Annotated in this window: 17 protein-coding genes and 1 pseudogene; 10 read left to right on the top strand and 8 right to left on the bottom strand. The window is 67.5% G+C overall.

The genetic code is table 11. The features are described from left to right. Positions 1–282 precede the first annotated feature (282 nt). A complete protein-coding gene (locus MQV74_RS00170) occupies positions 283–993 on the bottom strand; it encodes a S1 family peptidase (RefSeq protein ID WP_242713949.1) in 711 nt (236 codons plus the stop codon). A 310-nt stretch (positions 994–1,303) separates the two neighbouring features. Here MQV74_RS00170 and MQV74_RS41040 point away from each other — a divergent pair, with 310 nt between their 5' ends. Continuing rightward, positions 1,304–1,852 carry a hypothetical protein gene (locus MQV74_RS41040; RefSeq protein WP_308402212.1) on the top strand — a complete coding sequence of 183 codons (549 nt, stop codon included), beginning with the start codon at positions 1,304–1,306 and terminating at the stop codon, positions 1,850–1,852. 3 nt (positions 1,853–1,855) lie between these two features. Here the strand turns inward: MQV74_RS41040 and MQV74_RS00160 are convergent, their stop codons facing one another. The 3 genes from MQV74_RS00160 to MQV74_RS00150 form a co-directional block, all read right to left on the bottom strand. Next, positions 1,856–2,212 carry a hypothetical protein gene (locus MQV74_RS00160; protein WP_242713950.1) on the bottom strand — a complete coding sequence of 119 codons (357 nt, stop codon included), beginning with the start codon at positions 2,210–2,212 and terminating at the stop codon, positions 1,856–1,858. 1,403 nt (positions 2,213–3,615) lie between these two features. After that, on the bottom strand, positions 3,616–3,831 hold the full coding sequence (locus tag MQV74_RS00155) for a hypothetical protein (RefSeq protein ID WP_242713951.1): 216 nt from the start codon (positions 3,829–3,831) through the stop codon (positions 3,616–3,618). A gap of 4 nt (positions 3,832–3,835) precedes the next feature. Continuing rightward, on the bottom strand, positions 3,836–4,192 hold the full coding sequence (locus MQV74_RS00150; RefSeq protein ID WP_242713956.1) for a hypothetical protein: 357 nt from the start codon (positions 4,190–4,192) through the stop codon (positions 3,836–3,838). A gap of 405 nt (positions 4,193–4,597) precedes the next feature. Here MQV74_RS00150 and MQV74_RS00145 point away from each other — a divergent pair, with 405 nt between their 5' ends. The 3 genes and pseudogenes from MQV74_RS00145 to MQV74_RS00135 all read left to right on the top strand — a co-directional run bounded on the left by MQV74_RS00145 (position 4,598) and on the right by MQV74_RS00135 (position 6,807). Then, on the top strand, positions 4,598–5,365 hold the full coding sequence (locus MQV74_RS00145; RefSeq protein ID WP_242713953.1) for a helix-turn-helix domain-containing protein: 768 nt from the start codon (positions 4,598–4,600) through the stop codon (positions 5,363–5,365). A gap of 14 nt (positions 5,366–5,379) precedes the next feature. After that, positions 5,380–5,934 carry a class IV adenylate cyclase gene (gene cyaB, locus MQV74_RS00140; RefSeq protein ID WP_242713955.1) on the top strand — a complete coding sequence of 185 codons (555 nt, stop codon included), beginning with the start codon at positions 5,380–5,382 and terminating at the stop codon, positions 5,932–5,934. A 296-nt stretch (positions 5,935–6,230) separates the two neighbouring features. Continuing rightward, positions 6,231–6,807 (top strand): annotated as a pseudogene (locus tag MQV74_RS00135) (transcriptional regulator). Between the two features lie 604 nt (positions 6,808–7,411). Here the strand turns inward: MQV74_RS00135 and MQV74_RS00130 are convergent. From MQV74_RS00130 to MQV74_RS00120, 3 genes are all read right to left on the bottom strand, one after another. Further along, entirely contained in the window at positions 7,412–7,987 is a 576-nt protein-coding gene (locus MQV74_RS00130) for a transcriptional regulator (RefSeq protein ID WP_242713954.1), read from the bottom strand. 148 nt (positions 7,988–8,135) lie between these two features. Continuing rightward, a complete protein-coding gene (locus MQV74_RS00125; protein ID WP_374120559.1) occupies positions 8,136–8,837 on the bottom strand; it encodes a class IV adenylate cyclase in 702 nt (233 codons plus the stop codon). Positions 8,838–8,851: 14 nt separating this feature from the next. After that, positions 8,852–9,619 (bottom strand): helix-turn-helix domain-containing protein, encoded by a 768-nt coding sequence (locus MQV74_RS00120; protein WP_242713953.1) that lies wholly within the window; start codon positions 9,617–9,619, stop codon positions 8,852–8,854. A gap of 248 nt (positions 9,620–9,867) precedes the next feature. Here MQV74_RS00120 and MQV74_RS00115 point away from each other — a divergent pair, with 248 nt between their 5' ends. From MQV74_RS00115 to MQV74_RS00105, 3 genes are all read left to right on the top strand, one after another. Then, positions 9,868–10,380, top strand: a complete 513-nt coding sequence (locus MQV74_RS00115; RefSeq protein WP_242713952.1) for a hypothetical protein — start codon at positions 9,868–9,870, stop codon at positions 10,378–10,380. A 4-nt stretch (positions 10,381–10,384) separates the two neighbouring features. Then, complete coding sequence (locus tag MQV74_RS00110) at positions 10,385–10,600, top strand: hypothetical protein (protein WP_242713951.1); 216 nt, start codon at positions 10,385–10,387, stop codon at positions 10,598–10,600. 1,403 nt (positions 10,601–12,003) lie between these two features. Next, positions 12,004–12,360, top strand: a complete 357-nt coding sequence (locus MQV74_RS00105; protein WP_242713950.1) for a hypothetical protein — start codon at positions 12,004–12,006, stop codon at positions 12,358–12,360. Positions 12,361–12,363: 3 nt separating this feature from the next. On the opposite strand, the gene MQV74_RS41035 is transcribed toward MQV74_RS00105, so the two are convergent. Beyond that, positions 12,364–12,912: a hypothetical protein gene (locus MQV74_RS41035; RefSeq protein WP_308402212.1), complete on the bottom strand. Its 549-nt coding sequence runs from the start codon at positions 12,910–12,912 to the stop codon at positions 12,364–12,366. A gap of 310 nt (positions 12,913–13,222) precedes the next feature. On the opposite strand from MQV74_RS41035, the gene MQV74_RS00095 reads away from it, so the two are divergent. The 3 genes from MQV74_RS00095 to MQV74_RS00085 all read left to right on the top strand — a co-directional run bounded on the left by MQV74_RS00095 (position 13,223) and on the right by MQV74_RS00085 (position 15,687). Next, complete coding sequence (locus tag MQV74_RS00095; protein ID WP_242713949.1) at positions 13,223–13,933, top strand: S1 family peptidase; 711 nt, start codon at positions 13,223–13,225, stop codon at positions 13,931–13,933. Between the two features lie 456 nt (positions 13,934–14,389). Beyond that, the gene (locus tag MQV74_RS00090) at positions 14,390–14,818 is read left to right on the top strand and encodes a DUF4331 domain-containing protein (RefSeq protein ID WP_242713948.1); all 429 of its coding nucleotides are present in this window, start codon (positions 14,390–14,392) and stop codon (positions 14,816–14,818) included. Between the two features lie 335 nt (positions 14,819–15,153). Next, positions 15,154–15,687, top strand: a complete 534-nt coding sequence (locus MQV74_RS00085; RefSeq protein WP_242713947.1) for a GNAT family N-acetyltransferase — start codon at positions 15,154–15,156, stop codon at positions 15,685–15,687. The last annotated feature ends 249 nt before the right edge of the window (positions 15,688–15,936 follow it).

The following is a 15,936-nucleotide window of genomic DNA, read 5'->3' as shown; positions in this document are numbered from 1 at the left end:
ATGACCCGGCCCCGCGGTCAGCAACGCGCCCGGCAAGGCCACGTGCGAACATGGCGCCCGCCTTCACGACACTGCCTCCGGTCGCCGAACTGCTGACCCACTGGGTGTTCGAGCCACACGTGCTGGACGTGGTCGGGGCTGATGGTCATGCCGAATGAGGACTGCTCCGGTGCACCGGCGTCCTGCCACATAGCGAGGGCGTCCTCGACTTGGTCCCACAGCTTCAGCGGCCCGGCCGCCTGGGATCTGTCACCCGGGGGCCGGGCTTTCGGCGGGTGGGGTTCAGGAGGCGAGGTGGAATCCTGCGCCGACGCCGCCGTTGGTGTTCATCTCGTCGATGATGCTCAGGATCGGCGAACTGTGCTGTGCGCCCCAGGCGTTGCCCACCAGCGTCTGGCCGTGGACGACGGGAGCGCCGGAGTCGCCGCCGTTGGTCCAGATGAGGTGGCTGAACCAGATGCCGTTGGTGCCCAGCTTGATGCCGCAGGTGAGGCCGGTGCGGTGGCCCTGCTTGCACATGCGTGTGCCGTTGGCGGGCGGGGCGCCGATCGAAGTGATGGTGACCGAGCCGACGGTGTCGGTGGGCGCGACCCTGGTCTCGTCCAGGTCGATCACCGCGTAATCCAGGCCCTTGGGGCCGCTGTTGAGGAGGTTGTTCGGTGTGCTGACGTACGTCACCGTGCCGATGGCGCCCGTCTTGAGGTCGGGACGGCTGTCGGGGATCGGGGCCGGGGCCGCGGCGGTTCCGGCGGGTGAGCTGTCCAGATACACCTTTTCGCCGACCAGCTTGTTGCCCTTGTCGTCGATGAAACAGTGGGCGTTGGTCAGGCCAACGAGGTTGCCGGTGTTGTCACGGCCGACGGCGGTGAGCGTACAGATGTAGTAGCTCTGGGGTGCCTCCGGAGTCGGGCTCAGCCGGAAGATGATCCCGCTGCCGCCGCCGACGGGTGTGAGGGGGTCCGCACTGGCGGACGGGGCGGTGGCAATGGACATGCCCGCCAGGAGAACGGCGAGGCCAAGGGCGCGCAGGGTTCGTAACATGCGTTCACTTTCCATGTGAGGCTGGAGTGGCCAGATGGGCGATGACGCCACATAGGAACATGGCCGGACATGCGCCGCCATAGAGTTCTCGGCCAGCCGCCGGTGTACGGCGTTCTACCAGGCAGGCGGTGGGGGCGTTGCCGGGGTTCTGAACGCCAGGGTCCAGCGCGGGCGGCCCGGCCATATTCCATGCGTGGATGACGATCACGGACAACTCCTGGCAGGGCGCTACCGGTTGGGCCGACTGCTGGGCCAAGGGGGCATGGGTACTGTCTGGCATGCTCGCGATGAGCAGTTGGAACGGGACGTCGCTGTCAAGGAGTTGCGGCTGCCCGAGACGCTGTACGCCGCGGTGGAGGGCCACGCCCCGTTCGCCGGGACAGCCCCGAGCGCGGCCCTGGTCGCCGTCGTGACGGAGCCGCTGATTACGGCCGTGCGGCTGCGGCTGGTGCTCCGCCCGCTGCGCGACGTCCGGCGGGCCCTGCTCGTCCCCACGGTCGGGTTCGTAGGACTCCAGCGCGCGCAGCATGTTGATCACCGGTACCCAGTCCGGTCCGACGAGCGTGTCGTCCACCTGGCCTTCTCGGTCAACGGCCCGCGCGGGGGCGAGCTGCCCGGACGCCGCGTGGACAACCTCACCCTCACAGGCGGTGTCCGACTCCCGGTCGTCCACTACTCCTACGGCGCCGACGCCTGGCGGTGCCTGCTGCACGAGCACGGCTTCACCGCCACCCACGTGCTGCCCGTCGAGGGACCCGATACCAGCCCGTACCGCACCCTCGTCACCCGGGCCCGCCGCAGCGGCACCTGAGGGTCAGGGCCGGGCGAGCTCCGCCCGTTCTCCCAGCTCCACGGGCACCGGCCGCCGAGCCAGGGCCCTGGACGCGATCCACGCGGCCACCCCGGCGGCGGCGGTCAGCGCGCCGCCTGCGGCGAAGGACGCCCGCGGGGCGCGCTCCAGCAGCGCGGGCAGCAGCAGCATGCTGCTCATGCTGGCCACATGCAGCTTGACCGAGTCGGCGGTGAACAGCCGCAGCCGCTGCAGACCGGGCAGGGTGCCGATCTCCGCGTTCAGGCTGATCGACGACAACGGCACCAGAGCGCTCGCGGCTGCGGCGATGGCCCCCACCTGCAGCAGCGTGGAGCTGAAGGCGAACGCCGCCAACAGCACGCCGCGGGCCGCCCAGACCAGGCAGTACGCCCGGGAATCGGCCCGGCAGCGCCACGTTCCCGGCCAGCAGATTGCCGACCACCGCGCCGATCCCCATCGCGGATTCTTGCGGCCCGGCCGCCGTCCCCCAGACGATGACGTCGGCAGCAGAGGCCCAATGCTCGCCCACAACTCATCGTCGACCAGCCAGGGTTGAGGGTTCCTCTTGCTCACACTCAAGCGACCGCCGAGCACATCAAGAAGACACGGCTACCCGCGTTGCGTTAGGAGTTCTAAGCGGTGTCCGCCAGGAACAACAGCACGAAGAAGCCGAGCAGCAGGACCACCACGATCGCGCTCTGGACCAACGCCGTCAGCATGCCCTGCCGACGCGTCTCCTGCTGACGCTTCTCCTCGTATGCCTGCTGCAGTGCCTTACGCCCTCCCTCTGTGGCCCTTCCTCGGTCACCCACCGCGGCAACACTGCCGGGACCCACGACGCCTTGGCCGACCTCTTTGCCCCTGACAGCGTCAGCGACATGCCGTTTCAACCCCGCCACCGCCGTACCGACGCGTCGTTCGCGACGCCCGGCGGCAAGGCCCCCGGCCGCGGCATCCCCACTGACCACTCGGAGGCAGACCTCTGTCCTCCCGGAGGCAGACTGCAGGGCCGCCGACGACCATCTGCCGGTGCCGGCGGCCCTGCGGGTCCCGGCCGCGGGACAGCGCCGCACAGGGCGATCGACAACGCCGCGTACTCGTTCTGCGTCTTGAAGCACCTGCACCGCCCGCCGCGCCGATGGGAGGTACTCGCCACCGGCGGAGTACGGACACGATGACCGACGCGACCTTGTCCGGGTTGCCGTAGCCGTAACGGAGGGCCCTGCCCGCGATCTGCAGCAGGTCACCTTCGGGGTGGTGTGTGGCGGTGTGGGTGCGGTCGCCGTCCCGATCACGCCGCCGGCGCGGCTTACGGTGCTGTCGGACAGCTTGTGGTGGTGGGGCATCTGCGGGTGTGGAGGTAGCCGTACACCGGCCCGCTCAGCCCCTGCCAGAGGTGCGGACGCAGTGGCTCGCCGCGGGCGATCGGGGTCCGGCAACCCACACACGACAACTCCGGCTTGCCCGCCTGCTCCCGCCAGGCCTGGTGCCGCGCAGCCAGGGCCCTGCCGCGCTCACAGGGACCGAAGGGACAGTACAGGCAGGTGACGATGTGGTCGTACCAGCCGAGGTACGTGACCAGGACCCGCACCTGGACCGTGTGACACGGCGTACAGGCACGCAGACGGCCATCCGGACTGAGGCCGACCCCCACGCCAGGCGGCAGCACGCGCGGACACCACACGCACACAGCACCAGAGCGCTGCTCCAGGCAGAGGGCACTGAGGGCAGGCACCACGGCCAGAAGCAGGCCCCGGGTCACATCAGGCACGAGTGCGCACCTCCCAATAAAACCGCGGGCTCGTTCCGGCTGCTCCATAGCCGGGCCAGTCCTCCTCCAGCCATCCGGCGCACAACCGCGCGCCCTCGACGCAGTTGGTGAGCAGGCCGGTGTGGATGAGGGGGCAGGTGTCGAGGTGCTCGCGGTAGGCCCCGTACAGGTCCGGGAACTCGTAGTCATCACGGTCGTCGGTCGTCATCGGCCTACCGTCGCAGTGGATCGGCGGTGGCCAGCAGTGTGCGCAGAGCCAGGGTGTCGCAGAGGTTGCCGGGGTGCTCCGGTGGCACGACCCAGGTCATGAGGTAGGCGATGTGTCCTACGCGGGGGACCCCGAGGTAGGTGCCGGTGCTCAGGCGGGTCTCCGGGCCGTCCCATTTTGCGTCGGGGGCCATGAGGAAGTAGTACGCGCCCGCAGGGCTGCGCAGGTCCCGGATGACGGGGCCGTGCAGCCAGTCGCTCAGGGCTGCGGCCACGGTGGCGGGTTCGTCGCTGGCGACGGCTGTGTGGATCCGCTGGGCGGGGACGCGTACGGTGTCGAAGCGCCGTCCGAGCGGGATCATCGCGACGTAGGCGTCCCGTCCACTCCGGCCGGGCCCGGTCCGGCAGGGGGTGAGCCTGGGCGAGCCAGTTCGCGATGAGCCGGTTCTCCGCCTGTGTGGGGACCTGCGTCCGAGCACTGCTTCTCGGTGCTGGCCTGGGGGCCGTACTCTCGCCCATGTCGACTCCTTGGTGGTCGGCCATGCCCCGGGGCGGGTCGCACGGGCGCCGGGGCCTCTTGTGATCGGGCCAGGATCTTGTGACGCAACGTGGTCACTCGATACCCTGCCGGTAATCTCACGGTGAGATGACTTTCCATCTCGTTGTGAGTAGCAGGGAGTGCGATGCCGACCGCATCAGGGCCCATCGAATTACCGGACTGGGCGTGGGAGCGCGCCGAGGTACGGCAAGCCCTCAGAGCTCGCGACATGGGAGCCGTGTTCCGGTACGTGCAGCAGTACACCGGAGCAAGCCAAGCCCGCATCGCCGCGGCCGTCGGGATGACACAGGCCCGCGTCAACGAGATCATCAACAGTCGCCGTGAGGTGAGCAGACTCGATGTGTACGAGCGGATCGCCGACGGCGTACACATGCCCGACGACGCTCGCCACCTTCTCGGGCTGGCCGCAGGCCGTGAGAAGCGCAGCGGGGGCGTCGCCTTCGACCTAGCCGCCTTCCCGGAGGTCGTGCGGGTCTACGCGGCGCAAAGATCGGCAGCAGAAGAAATCCAGCAACAGACTCGCGATGCCGAGGAGTTGGACGTCCTGGCTGTACGTGGCCTTGGTCTGATCGGGCTGAACGACAGCCTGCTTCGAGCCTGCCTGCCGCGAGATCAAGGAGGTAAAGGGCTTCAGGTCCGGGTGGCGTTGCTCGACCCTGACAGCACGGCCTTGGCACGGCGGGCAGCCGAGATCGGCGAGTCCGCAGAGTCGTTGGCGTCTGGGGTCCGGCTCACCGAGGCACGGCTGCGGGAGCTGGCAGACACCTGCGACGTCAGCGTGTGGCGGTACAGCATGCTTCCGACCTGGCGCCTCATCCGGACGGGCGAGGTCATGTTCGTGGGTGCGTTCGACAGGGGGTGGGAAGGGCACGAATCAGCGACGTACAAGGTGATGGCGACACCCCACGGACCCCTCTTCAGGGGGTTCAGCAGGATGTTCGAGGCGGTCATCCACGGCGCGCACCGCACTATCTGATGGAAGGGGAACCAGTGATCGAGGCCGAGTTGAAGGCGCGCGTGCGCATGCCGGAGGCGGTCCTGGGTGAGCTGAACAAGCGGGCGCCCGCTCGCATTGAGGTGTACCAGGACACCTACTACGACCGGCCTAACGGGGCGCTGGAGGCGGCGGGCCAGGAGCTGCGAGTGCGCACGGTGCGCGGACCGGAAAGCACTCGAACGATACTGACGTTCAAGGGAACGTCGGTTGATGAGGCATCCGGATCCAAGCCGGAGCACGAGACCCTCGTCGAGAGCGTGGAAGCAGCACACGCGATTCTGCGCGGCCTAGGCCACGTGGTGGTCATCGCGTTCGAAAAACAGTGCCGCAACTACGAGTTCGAGGCCAAAGGGCGGCAGATGCTCGCAACGCTGGTACGCGTTCCCGAGCTCGACGGCGTGTTCCTGGAATTGGAAACACTCGTGCACGAAGCTGAGCTGGCGGATGCCCTGGCAGACATCCGAGCGGTACTCGCCGAACTCGGCATTGCTCCTGAGGACCTCACGAAGGAGACGTACACAGGGGCGGTTGCTGCTCAGCGAATGTGATCCTGGGCGTGTGAAGCTCTCTTCCGTCCGGAGGAGCGAGGCGATAAGCGGCGGCGCCGGTTTGGATGATCGCGCCGTTGAGAGTGAGCCCGATCGCCGATTGCCGCGCAGGGGAGAAGCGAGATCGCCAGCAGCCAGTTATAGCTAGTGACTGCCCTCAGTGAATTTTACCTGGTGGCTCAGAGGATTAGCGAGGTTTCGCACTTTTGGTTTGCGTTAATTCGCGGCAAGGTGAGGGCACTTGAGGTATTCTGGAGGCTGTGGTGTACGGCTTTAGTGAAGGGGAATGAGGCGGGATGCCGGAGAGGAATGACGAGTTCGGTAAGTACGGTGCTCGTGGTATCAAGGGTCATGAGGCTGTTGCTCGTCAGCTCGACCGGCTCGCTGGTTTCATTGCTACGCCGATCACTGTGCGGCGTGGTTTGGTAGCGCGTCTGCATTATCTGACGCGTAGTGAGCGTTCTCGTGAGGCTGCGCGTGAGGCGGGCCTGACGGTCACTGATCGTACGGTGAAGGCGTGGCTGGAGGGTAAGCGGAGTCCGTCGAAGCGGAACTTGGAGAGGATCGAGGCTGCTTACCGGGGCGGTGCGTCGCCGCAATGTAGCCCGGTACCTTCTGGCTCGTCTGAACCGTGATGGCCGGGGGACTAGGGTGGAGTTTCATCCGTTGAACCAGTCGCAGGTGGAGCGGCCCCGTCAGCGGGTGGTGGAGTTCCGTACGCTGAATGTCCGTCACTGGGACCGTATTGTTGAGGCTTGGGGCAGGGGTGATGTTGCTGGCCTTGATGAGGCGTGGGTCGATGACGCTGTTGTGGATCTTGGCTCGCAGTGGGGGCAGTTCGAGTATGTTTCGAATATTGGGTTTGCGGCCTAGCGGCACGATATCTGTGGGTGATCGCTGATTCCAGCGGAGGGCTGAATGGGTTTTCCTAAGCGTCAGGAATTTTTCTGACGCTTAGTCAGGTTGATAAGGGGAAAGCCAAAGTGAGGCCGGTCAACCCGTAGCCAGCCACAGTGAATTCGCGGAGCGAATTCCTGAACCGAATCGCGGAGCCGATTCGGTTTGCCGGGCAAAACGGAGTTGCCCGGCGCGGCCCCGGAAGGGCGCGGCAGAGTCAGCGCGGAGCGCTGCTTCTTGTCCCGCCGGCGTAGCGGCGAGCGCGGTCGCGTCTGCGTGACGCAGACGCGACCGCGCTCGCCGCTACGCCGGCGGGACAAGAAGCAGCGCTCCGCGCTGACTCTGCCGGCACCCTCCGGGGCCGCGCCGGGCAACTCCGTTTTGCCCGGCAAACCGAATCGGCTCCGCGATTCGGTTCAGGAATTCGCTCCGCGAATTCACTGAGGCTGGCAACGGGTTGACCGGCGTCACTTTGGCTTTCCCCTTATCAACCTGACTAAGCGTCAGAAAAATTCCTGACGCTTAGGAAACCCATTCAGCCCTCCGCTGGAATCAGCGATCACCCACAGATATCGTGCCGCTAGGCCGCAAACCCAATATTCGAAACATACTCGAACTGCCCCCACTGCGAGCCAAGATCCACAACAGCGTCATCGACCCACGCCTCATCAAGGCCAGCAACATCACCCCTGCCCCAAGCCTCAACAATACGGTCCCAGTGACGGACATTCAGCGTACGGAACTCCACCACCCGCTGACGGGGCCGCTCCACCTGCGACTGGTTCAACGGATGAAACTCCACCCTAGTCCCCCGGCCATCACGGTTCAGACGAGCCAGAAGGTACCGGGCTACATTGCGGCGACGCACCGCCCGGTAAGCAGCCTCGATCCTCTCCAAGTTCCGCTTCGACGGACTCCGCTTACCCTCCAGCCACGCCTTCACCGTACGATCAGTGACCGTCAGGCCCGCCTCACGCGCAGCCTCACGAGAACGCTCACTACGCGTCAGATAATGCAGACGCGCTACCAAACCACGCCGCACAGTGATCGGCGTAGCAATGAAACCAGCGAGCCGGTCGAGCTGACGAGCAACAGCCTCATGACCCTTGATACCACGAGCACCGTACTTACCGAACTCGTCATTCCTCTCCGGCATCCCGCCTCATTCCCCTTCACTAAAGCCGTACACCACAGCCTCCAGAATACCTCAAGTGCCCTCACCTTGCCGCGAATTAACGCAAACCAAAAGTGCGAAACCTCGCTAATCCTCTGAGCCACCAGGTAAAATTCACTGAGGGCAGTCACTAGCTATAACTGGCTGCTGGCGATCTCGCTTCTCCCCTGCGCGGCAATCGGCGATCGGGCTCACTCTCAACGGCGCGATCATCCAAACCGGCGCCGCCGCTTATCGCCTCGCTCCTCCGGACGGAAGAGAGCTTCACACGCCCAGGATCACATTCGCTGAGCAGCAACCGCCCCTGTGTACGTCTCCTTCGTGAGGTCCTCAGGAGCAATGCCGAGTTCGGCGAGTACCGCTCGGATGTCTGCCAGGGCATCCGCCAGCTCAGCTTCGTGCACGAGGGTTCCAATTCCAGGAACACGCCGTCGAGCTCGGGAACGCGTACCAGCGTTGCGAGCATCTGCCGCCCTTTGGCCTCGAACTCGTAGTTGCGGCACTGTTTTTCGAACGCGATGACCACCACGTGGCCTAGGCCGCGCAGAATCGCGTGTGCTGCTTCCACGCTCTCGACGAGGGTCTCGTGCTCCGGCTTGGATCCGGATGCCTCATCAACCGACGTTCCCTTGAACGTCAGTATCGTTCGAGTGCTTTCCGGTCCGCGCACCGTGCGCACTCGCAGCTCCTGGCCCGCCGCCTCCAGCGCCCCGTTAGGCCGGTCGTAGTAGGTGTCCTGGTACACCTCAATGCGAGCGGGCGCCCGCTTGTTCAGCTCACCCAGGACCGCCTCCGGCATGCGCACGCGCGCCTTCAACTCGGCCTCGATCACTGGTTCCCCTTCCATCAGATAGTGCGGTGCGCGCCGTGGATGACCGCCTCGAACATCCTGCTGAACCCCCTGAAGAGGGGTCCGTGGGGTGTCGCCATCACCTTGTACGTCGCTGATTCGTGCCCTTCCCACCCCCTGTCGAACGCACCCACGAACATGACCTCGCCCGTCCGGATGAGGCGCCAGGTCGGAAGCATGCTGTACCGCCACACGCTGACGTCGCAGGTGTCTGCCAGCTCCCGCAGCCGTGCCTCGGTGAGCCGGACCCCAGACGCCAACGACTCTGCGGACTCGCCGATCTCGGCTGCCCGCCGTGCCAAGGCCGTGCTGTCAGGGTCGAGCAACGCCACCCGGACCTGAAGCCCTTTACCTCCTTGATCTCGCGGCAGGCAGGCTCGAAGCAGGCTGTCGTTCAGCCCGATCAGACCAAGGCCACGTACAGCCAGGACGTCCAACTCCTCGGCATCGCGAGTCTGTTGCTGGATTTCTTCTGCTGCCGATCTTTGCGCCGCGTAGACCCGCACGACCTCCGGGAAGGCGGCTAGGTCGAAGGCGACGCCCCCGCTGCGCTTCTCACGGCCTGCGGCCAGCCCGAGAAGGTGGCGAGCGTCGTCGGGCATGTGTACGCCGTCGGCGATCCGCTCGTACACATCGAGTCTGCTCACCTCACGGCGACTGTTGATGATCTCGTTGACGCGGGCCTGTGTCATCCCGACGGCCGCGGCGATGCGGGCTTGGCTTGCTCCGGTGTACTGCTGCACGTACCGGAACACGGCTCCCATGTCGCGAGCTCTGAGGGCTTGCCGTACCTCGGCGCGCTCCCACGCCCAGTCCGGTAATTCGATGGGCCCTGATGCGGTCGGCATCGCACTCCCTGCTACTCACAACGAGATGGAAAGTCATCTCACCGTGAGATTACCGGCAGGGTATCGAGTGACCACGTTGCGTCACAAGATCCTGGCCCGATCACAAGAGGCCCCGGCGCCCGTGCGACCCGCCCCGGGGCATGGCCGACCACCAAGGAGTCGACATGGGCGAGAGTACGGCCCCCAGGCCAGCACCGAGAAGCAGTGCTCGGACGCAGGTCCCCACACAGGCGGAGAACCGGCTCATCGCGAACTGGCTCGCCCAGGCTCACCCCCTGCCGGACCGGGCCCGGCCGGAGTGGACGGACGCCTACGTCGCGATGATCCCGCTCGGACGGCGCTTCGACACCGTACGCGTCCCCGCCCAGCGGATCCACACAGCCGTCGCCAGCGACGAACCCGCCACCGTGGCCGCAGCCCTGAGCGACTGGCTGCACGGCCCCGTCATCCGGGACCTGCGCAGCCCTGCGGGCGCGTACTACTTCCTCATGGCCCCCGACGCAAAATGGGACGGCCCGGAGACCCGCCTGAGCACCGGCACCTACCTCGGGGTCCCCCGCGTAGGACACATCGCCTACCTCATGACCTGGGTCGTGCCACCGGAGCACCCCGGCAACCTCTGCGACACCCTGGCTCTGCGCACACTGCTGGCCACCGCCGATCCACTGCGACGGTAGGCCGATGACGACCGACGACCGTGATGACTACGAGTTCCCGGACCTGTACGGGGCCTACCGCGAGCACCTCGACACCTGCCCCCTCATCCACACCGGCCTGCTCACCAACTGCGTCGAGGGCGCGCGGTTGTGCGCCGGATGGCTGGAGGAGGACTGGCCCGGCTATGGAGCAGCCGGAACGAGCCCGCGGTTTTATTGGGAGGTGCGCACTCGTGCCTGATGTGACCCGGGGCCTGCTTCTGGCCGTGGTGCCTGCCCTCAGTGCCCTCTGCCTGGAGCAGCGCTCTGGTGCTGTGTGCGTGTGGTGTCCGCGCGTGCTGCCGCCTGGCGTGGGGGTCGGCCTCAGTCCGGATGGCCGTCTGCGTGCCTGTACGCCGTGTCACACGGTCCAGGTGCGGGTCCTGGTCACGTACCTCGGCTGGTACGACCACATCGTCACCTGCCTGTACTGTCCCTTCGGTCCCTGTGAGCGCGGCAGGGCCCTGGCTGCGCGGCACCAGGCCTGGCGGGAGCAGGCGGGCAAGCCGGAGTTGTCGTGTGTGGGTTGCCGGACCCCGATCGCCCGCGGCGAGCCACTGCGTCCGCACCTCTGGCAGGGGCTGAGCGGGCCGGTGTACGGCTACCTCCACACCCGCAGATGCCCCACCACCACAAGCTGTCCGACAGCACCGTAAGCCGCGCCGGCGGCGTGATCGGGACGGCGACCGCACCCACACCGCCACACACCACCCCGAAGGTGACCTGCTGCAGATCGCGGGCAGGGCCCTCCGTTACGGCTACGGCAACCCGGACAAGGTCGCGTCGGTCATCGTGTCCGTACTCCGCCGGTGGCGAGTACCTCCCATCGGCGCGGCGGGCGGTGCAGGTGCTTCAAGACGCAGAACGAGTACGCGGCGTTGTCGATCGCCCTGTGCGGCGCTGTCCCGCGGCCGGGACCCGCAGGGCCGCCGGCACCGGCAGATGGTCGTCGGCGGCCCTGCAGTCTGCCTCCGGGAGGACAGAGGTCTGCCTCCGAGTGGTCAGTGGGGATGCCGCGGCCGGGGGCCTTGCCGCCGGGCGTCGCGAACGACGCGTCGGTACGGCGGTGGCGGGGTTGAAACGGCATGTCGCTGACGCTGTCAGGGGCAAAGAGGTCGGCCAAGGCGTCGTGGGTCCCGGCAGTGTTGCCGCGGTGGGTGACCGAGGAAGGGCCACAGAGGGAGGGCGTAAGGCACTGCAGCAGGCATACGAGGAGAAGCGTCAGCAGGAGACGCGTCGGCAGGGCATGCTGACGGCGTTGGTCCAGAGCGCGATCGTGGTGGTCCTGCTGCTCGGCTTCTTCGTGCTGTTGTTCCTGGCGGACACCGCTTAGAACTCCTAACGCAACGCGGGTAGCCGTGTCTTCTTGATGTGCTCGGCGGTCGCTTGAGTGTGAGCAAGAGGAACCCTCAACCCTGGCTGGTCGACGATGAGTTGTGGGCGAGCATTGGGCCTCTGCTGCCGACGTCATCGTCTGGGGGACGGCGGCCGGGCCGCAAGAATCCGCGATGGGGATCGGCGCGGTGGTCGGCAATCTGCTGGCCGGGAACGTGGCGCTGCCGGGCCGATTCCCGGGCGTACTGCCTGGTCTGGGCGGCCCGCGGCGTGCTGTTGGCGGCGTTCGCCTTCAGCTCCACGCTGCTGCAGGTGGGGGCCATCGCCGCAGCCGCGAGCGCTCTGGTGCCGTTGTCGTCGATCAGCCTGAACGCGGAGATCGGCACCCTGCCCGGTCTGCAGCGGCTGCGGCTGTTCACCGCCGACTCGGTCAAGCTGCATGTGGCCAGCATGAGCAGCATGCTGCTGCTGCCCGCGCTGCTGGAGCGCGCCCCGCGGGCGTCCTTCGCCGCAGGCGGCGCGCTGACCGCCGCCGCCGGGGTGGCCGCGTGGATCGCGTCCAGGGCCCTGGCTCGGCGGCCGGTGCCCGTGGAGCTGGGAGAACGGGCGGAGCTCGCCCGGCCCTGACCCTCAGGTGCCGCTGCGGCGGGCCCGGGTGACGAGGGTGCGGTACGGGCTGGTATCGGGTCCCTCGACGGGCAGCACGTGGGTGGCGGTGAAGCCGTGCTCGTGCAGCAGGCACCGCCAGGCGTCGGCGCCGTAGGAGTAGTGGACGACCGGGAGTCGGACACCGCCTGTGAGGGTGAGGTTGTCCACGCGGCGTCCGGGCAGCTCGCCCCCGCGCGGGCCGTTGACCGAGAAGGCCAGGTGGACGACACGCTCGTCGGACCGGACTGGGTACCGGTGATCAACATGCTGCGCGCGCTGGAGTCCTACGAACCCGACCGTGGGGACGAGCAGGGCCCGCCGGACGTCGCGCAGCGGGCGGAGCACCAGCCGCAGCCGCACGGCCGTAATCAGCGGCTCCGTCACGACGGCGACCAGGGCCGCGCTCGGGGCTGTCCCGGCGAACGGGGCGTGGCCCTCCACCGCGGCGTACAGCGTCTCGGGCAGCCGCAACTCCTTGACAGCGACGTCCCGTTCCAACTGCTCATCGCGAGCATGCCAGACAGTACCCATGCCCCCTTGGCCCAGCAGTCGGCCCAACCGGTAGCGCCCTGCCAGGAGTTGTCCGTGATCGTCATCCACGCATGGAATATGGCCGGGCCGCCCGCGCTGGACCCTGGCGTTCAGAACCCCGGCAACGCCCCCACCGCCTGCCTGGTAGAACGCCGTACACCGGCGGCTGGCCGAGAACTCTATGGCGGCGCATGTCCGGCCATGTTCCTATGTGGCGTCATCGCCCATCTGGCCACTCCAGCCTCACATGGAAAGTGAACGCATGTTACGAACCCTGCGCGCCCTTGGCCTCGCCGTTCTCCTGGCGGGCATGTCCATTGCCACCGCCCCGTCCGCCAGTGCGGACCCCCTCACACCCGTCGGCGGCGGCAGCGGGATCATCTTCCGGCTGAGCCCGACTCCGGAGGCACCCCAGAGCTACTACATCTGTACGCTCACCGCCGTCGGCCGTGACAACACCGGCAACCTCGTTGGCCTGACCAACGCCCACTGTTTCATCGACGACAAGGGCAACAAGCTGGTCGGCGAAAAGGTGTATCTGGACAGCTCACCCGCCGGAACCGCCGCGGCCCCGGCCCCGATCCCCGACAGCCGTCCCGACCTCAAGACGGGCGCCATCGGCACGGTGACGTACGTCAGCACACCGAACAACCTCCTCAACAGCGGCCCCAAGGGCCTGGATTACGCGGTGATCGACCTGGACGAGACCAGGGTCGCGCCCACCGACACCGTCGGCTCGGTCACCATCACTTCGATCGGCGCCCCGCCCGCCAACGGCACACGCATGTGCAAGCAGGGCCACCGCACCGGCCTCACCTGCGGCATCAAGCTGGGCACCAACGGCATCTGGTTCAGCCACCTCATCTGGACCAACGGCGGCGACTCCGGCGCTCCCGTCGTCCACGGCCAGACGCTGGTGGGCAACGCCTGGGGCGCACAGCACAGTTCGCCGATCCTGAGCATCATCGACGAGATGAACACCAACGGCGGCGTCGGCGCAGGATTCCACCTCGCCTCCTGAACCCCACCCGCCGAAAGCCCGGCCCCCGGGTGACAGATCCCAGGCGGCCGGGCCGCTGAAGCTGTGGGACCAAGTCGAGGACGCCCTCGCTATGTGGCAGGACGCCGGTGCACCGGAGCAGTCCTCATTCGGCATGACCATCAGCCCCGACCACGTCCAGCACGTGTGGCTCGAACACCCAGTGGGTCAGCAGTTCGGCGACCGGAGGCAGTGTCGTGAAGGCGGGCGCCATGTTCGCACGTGGCCTTGCCGGGCGCGTTGCTGACCGCGGGGCCGGGTCATTCGGCATCTTCGACGCCTAGTGGACAGCCGCGCTGAGTACTGTCGGCCTCGCCACTGTGCTCGTGCGGTGGGCTGCCGGGCACCTCCGCGGGGGTACGCCGCTGGCTCGTGCCGTGTCGCAGCAGCGCCCGGCGGCCCACCGCAGTGCGCAGTGCGGCGGTGGGCCGCCGGGATATGGCTGTCACGGCGCATGGCATCGAGTGGCTTTGTTCACGAGAGCGGACAGTCGACCGCCGCGCCCACCCCTCCGTCACGGCCTACTTCAACCAGGAAGAGGCCAAAGCGGCGTACAACGCGGGCGAACCCGCCCAGGACTGGGACACCTACCTCGAGCCGTGGACCGCGGTCCTCGCACACACCGGCCACTACGACGCCAAGGACGCCGAGCAGACCCTGCGCGCCATTCTCCCGGACGTCCTGCGCTACGACCGCTCCGCGCCCGCCGCCTACCCCAACGGCCGCACCCTCACCGACGACGTCGAGACCGCCCGGATCGACATGCTCTCGCGCGGCAAGGTCCCCAACGCCAACATCCCCCCGCACACCGACCTGCTCCCCGACTTCCCCTACCTCGGCACACCCCATCCAGCCCCGGCAGCCTGACCGGGCTCTCAGCGTTCGACGGGCGGGCCGGGGTGGCGGGTGCCCGCAGGCTCTCCTGCGGGCACCTGTCACCGGGGCCGCGCCTGGCCCGGGGGCTGTGTTCCTCAACGCTCGCTGTGGGGGTTCAGGTCCTGCCTTGCTGCCTGTGCGGCTCTGCCGGTGTCTCCTGTAGAGGTGAGCATCTGCTGTCCGTTTATTGGTGAAACAAAGCCGATCGGGCGACAGCTGTCCGCTGTGCGGCGGCTGTGCAGCGTGCTGCCCCGCGGTCCCCGCGCGGCTGCGCGGCCGGGCGCCGGATTACCGGTATGGCCATTGTCTTCGGCAGGATGGGTGCCATGACCGAGATCCGCACACCCCGCCTGCTCCTGCGTCGCTGGCATGACGACGACCTCGCGCCGATGGCGGACATCAACGCGGACCCGCGGGTCATGCGCTGGATCGATGACGGCTCGGTGCGCGACCTGGACCACACCGCAGAGGCAATCGAGCGGTGGGAGGAGGAGTGGGACGAGGAGGGCTTCGGGCTCTTCGCCGTCGAGCTGCTGGCCTCGGGTGAGCTGGCGGGCTTCACGGGTCTGTCCGTGCCCGAGTTCCTGCCGGAGGTGGGGCCCGCCGTGGCCATCAGCTGGCGGCTCGGCTCACCGTTCTGGGGCCAGGGATACGCCTCCGAAGCCGCCCACGCCACGCTGGAGTTCGCGCTCCAGGACCGCGGCCTCGACCGCATCATCAGTATCAACCGGGTGGGTGACCACGCCTCCGAGAACATCGTCCGCAAGCTCGGCATGGTGCCCGAGCGGGAGACCGTGCATCCCGAGTACGCCTATCCCCTGCAGGTTCACGCCATCGATCTCACCGAGTTCCAGGCGTGAGCCAGCCGCGCCTTCGATCACCATAAGACAGCAGCCGACCGCTGTTCATGCGTCCCTGCGCTTGATGACCAGGGGATGACCCCGGCAAGTGGCTGTGCGACCAGCACGCAGGTGGCCCCAGCTGGGGGGCGGGCAGCGCCAGGTGCTGCTGGAGCTGCGGATGGGACCGGCGGTGGGCAGTGAGCGGGTTCTGGTCCGGGCGCCGGGCCAGCCCGGGTCGCCCAGGCCGACGCTGATGGCAGCACAGGC

The sequence above is a fragment of the Streptomyces sp. AN091965 genome, assembly GCF_022698285.1.
Taxonomy (GTDB): Bacteria; Actinomycetota; Actinomycetes; order Streptomycetales; family Streptomycetaceae; genus Streptomyces.
Note: the sequence above shows the minus strand (reverse complement) of the source record. Positions and strands in the feature narration are given on the sequence as shown.

Bases quoted from the DNA above. Each gene is read 5' to 3' on its own strand.
- MQV74_RS00145 (WP_242713953.1), top strand. From the start codon at position 4,598: ATGGGAGCCGTGTTCCGGTACGTGCAGCAGTACACCGGAGCAAGCCAA.
- MQV74_RS41035 (WP_308402212.1), bottom strand. From the start codon at position 12,912: ATGGGTACTGTCTGGCATGCTCGCGATGAGCAGTTGGAACGGGACGTC.
- MQV74_RS00130 (WP_242713954.1), bottom strand. From the start codon at position 7,987: ATGCCGGAGAGGAATGACGAGTTCGGTAAGTACGGTGCTCGTGGTATC.
- MQV74_RS41040 (WP_308402212.1), top strand. From the start codon at position 1,304: ATGGGTACTGTCTGGCATGCTCGCGATGAGCAGTTGGAACGGGACGTC.
- MQV74_RS00155 (WP_242713951.1), bottom strand. From the start codon at position 3,831: ATGACGACCGACGACCGTGATGACTACGAGTTCCCGGACCTGTACGGG.
- MQV74_RS00085 (WP_242713947.1), top strand. From the start codon at position 15,154: ATGACCGAGATCCGCACACCCCGCCTGCTCCTGCGTCGCTGGCATGAC.
- MQV74_RS00090 (WP_242713948.1), top strand. From the start codon at position 14,390: ATGGCTGTCACGGCGCATGGCATCGAGTGGCTTTGTTCACGAGAGCGG.
- MQV74_RS00110 (WP_242713951.1), top strand. From the start codon at position 10,385: ATGACGACCGACGACCGTGATGACTACGAGTTCCCGGACCTGTACGGG.
- MQV74_RS00120 (WP_242713953.1), bottom strand. From the start codon at position 9,619: ATGGGAGCCGTGTTCCGGTACGTGCAGCAGTACACCGGAGCAAGCCAA.
- MQV74_RS00150 (WP_242713956.1), bottom strand. From the start codon at position 4,192: ATGATCCCGCTCGGACGGCGCTTCGACACCGTACGCGTCCCCGCCCAG.
- MQV74_RS00115 (WP_242713952.1), top strand. From the start codon at position 9,868: ATGGGCGAGAGTACGGCCCCCAGGCCAGCACCGAGAAGCAGTGCTCGG.
- MQV74_RS00170 (WP_242713949.1), bottom strand. From the start codon at position 993: ATGTCCATTGCCACCGCCCCGTCCGCCAGTGCGGACCCCCTCACACCC.
- MQV74_RS00095 (WP_242713949.1), top strand. From the start codon at position 13,223: ATGTCCATTGCCACCGCCCCGTCCGCCAGTGCGGACCCCCTCACACCC.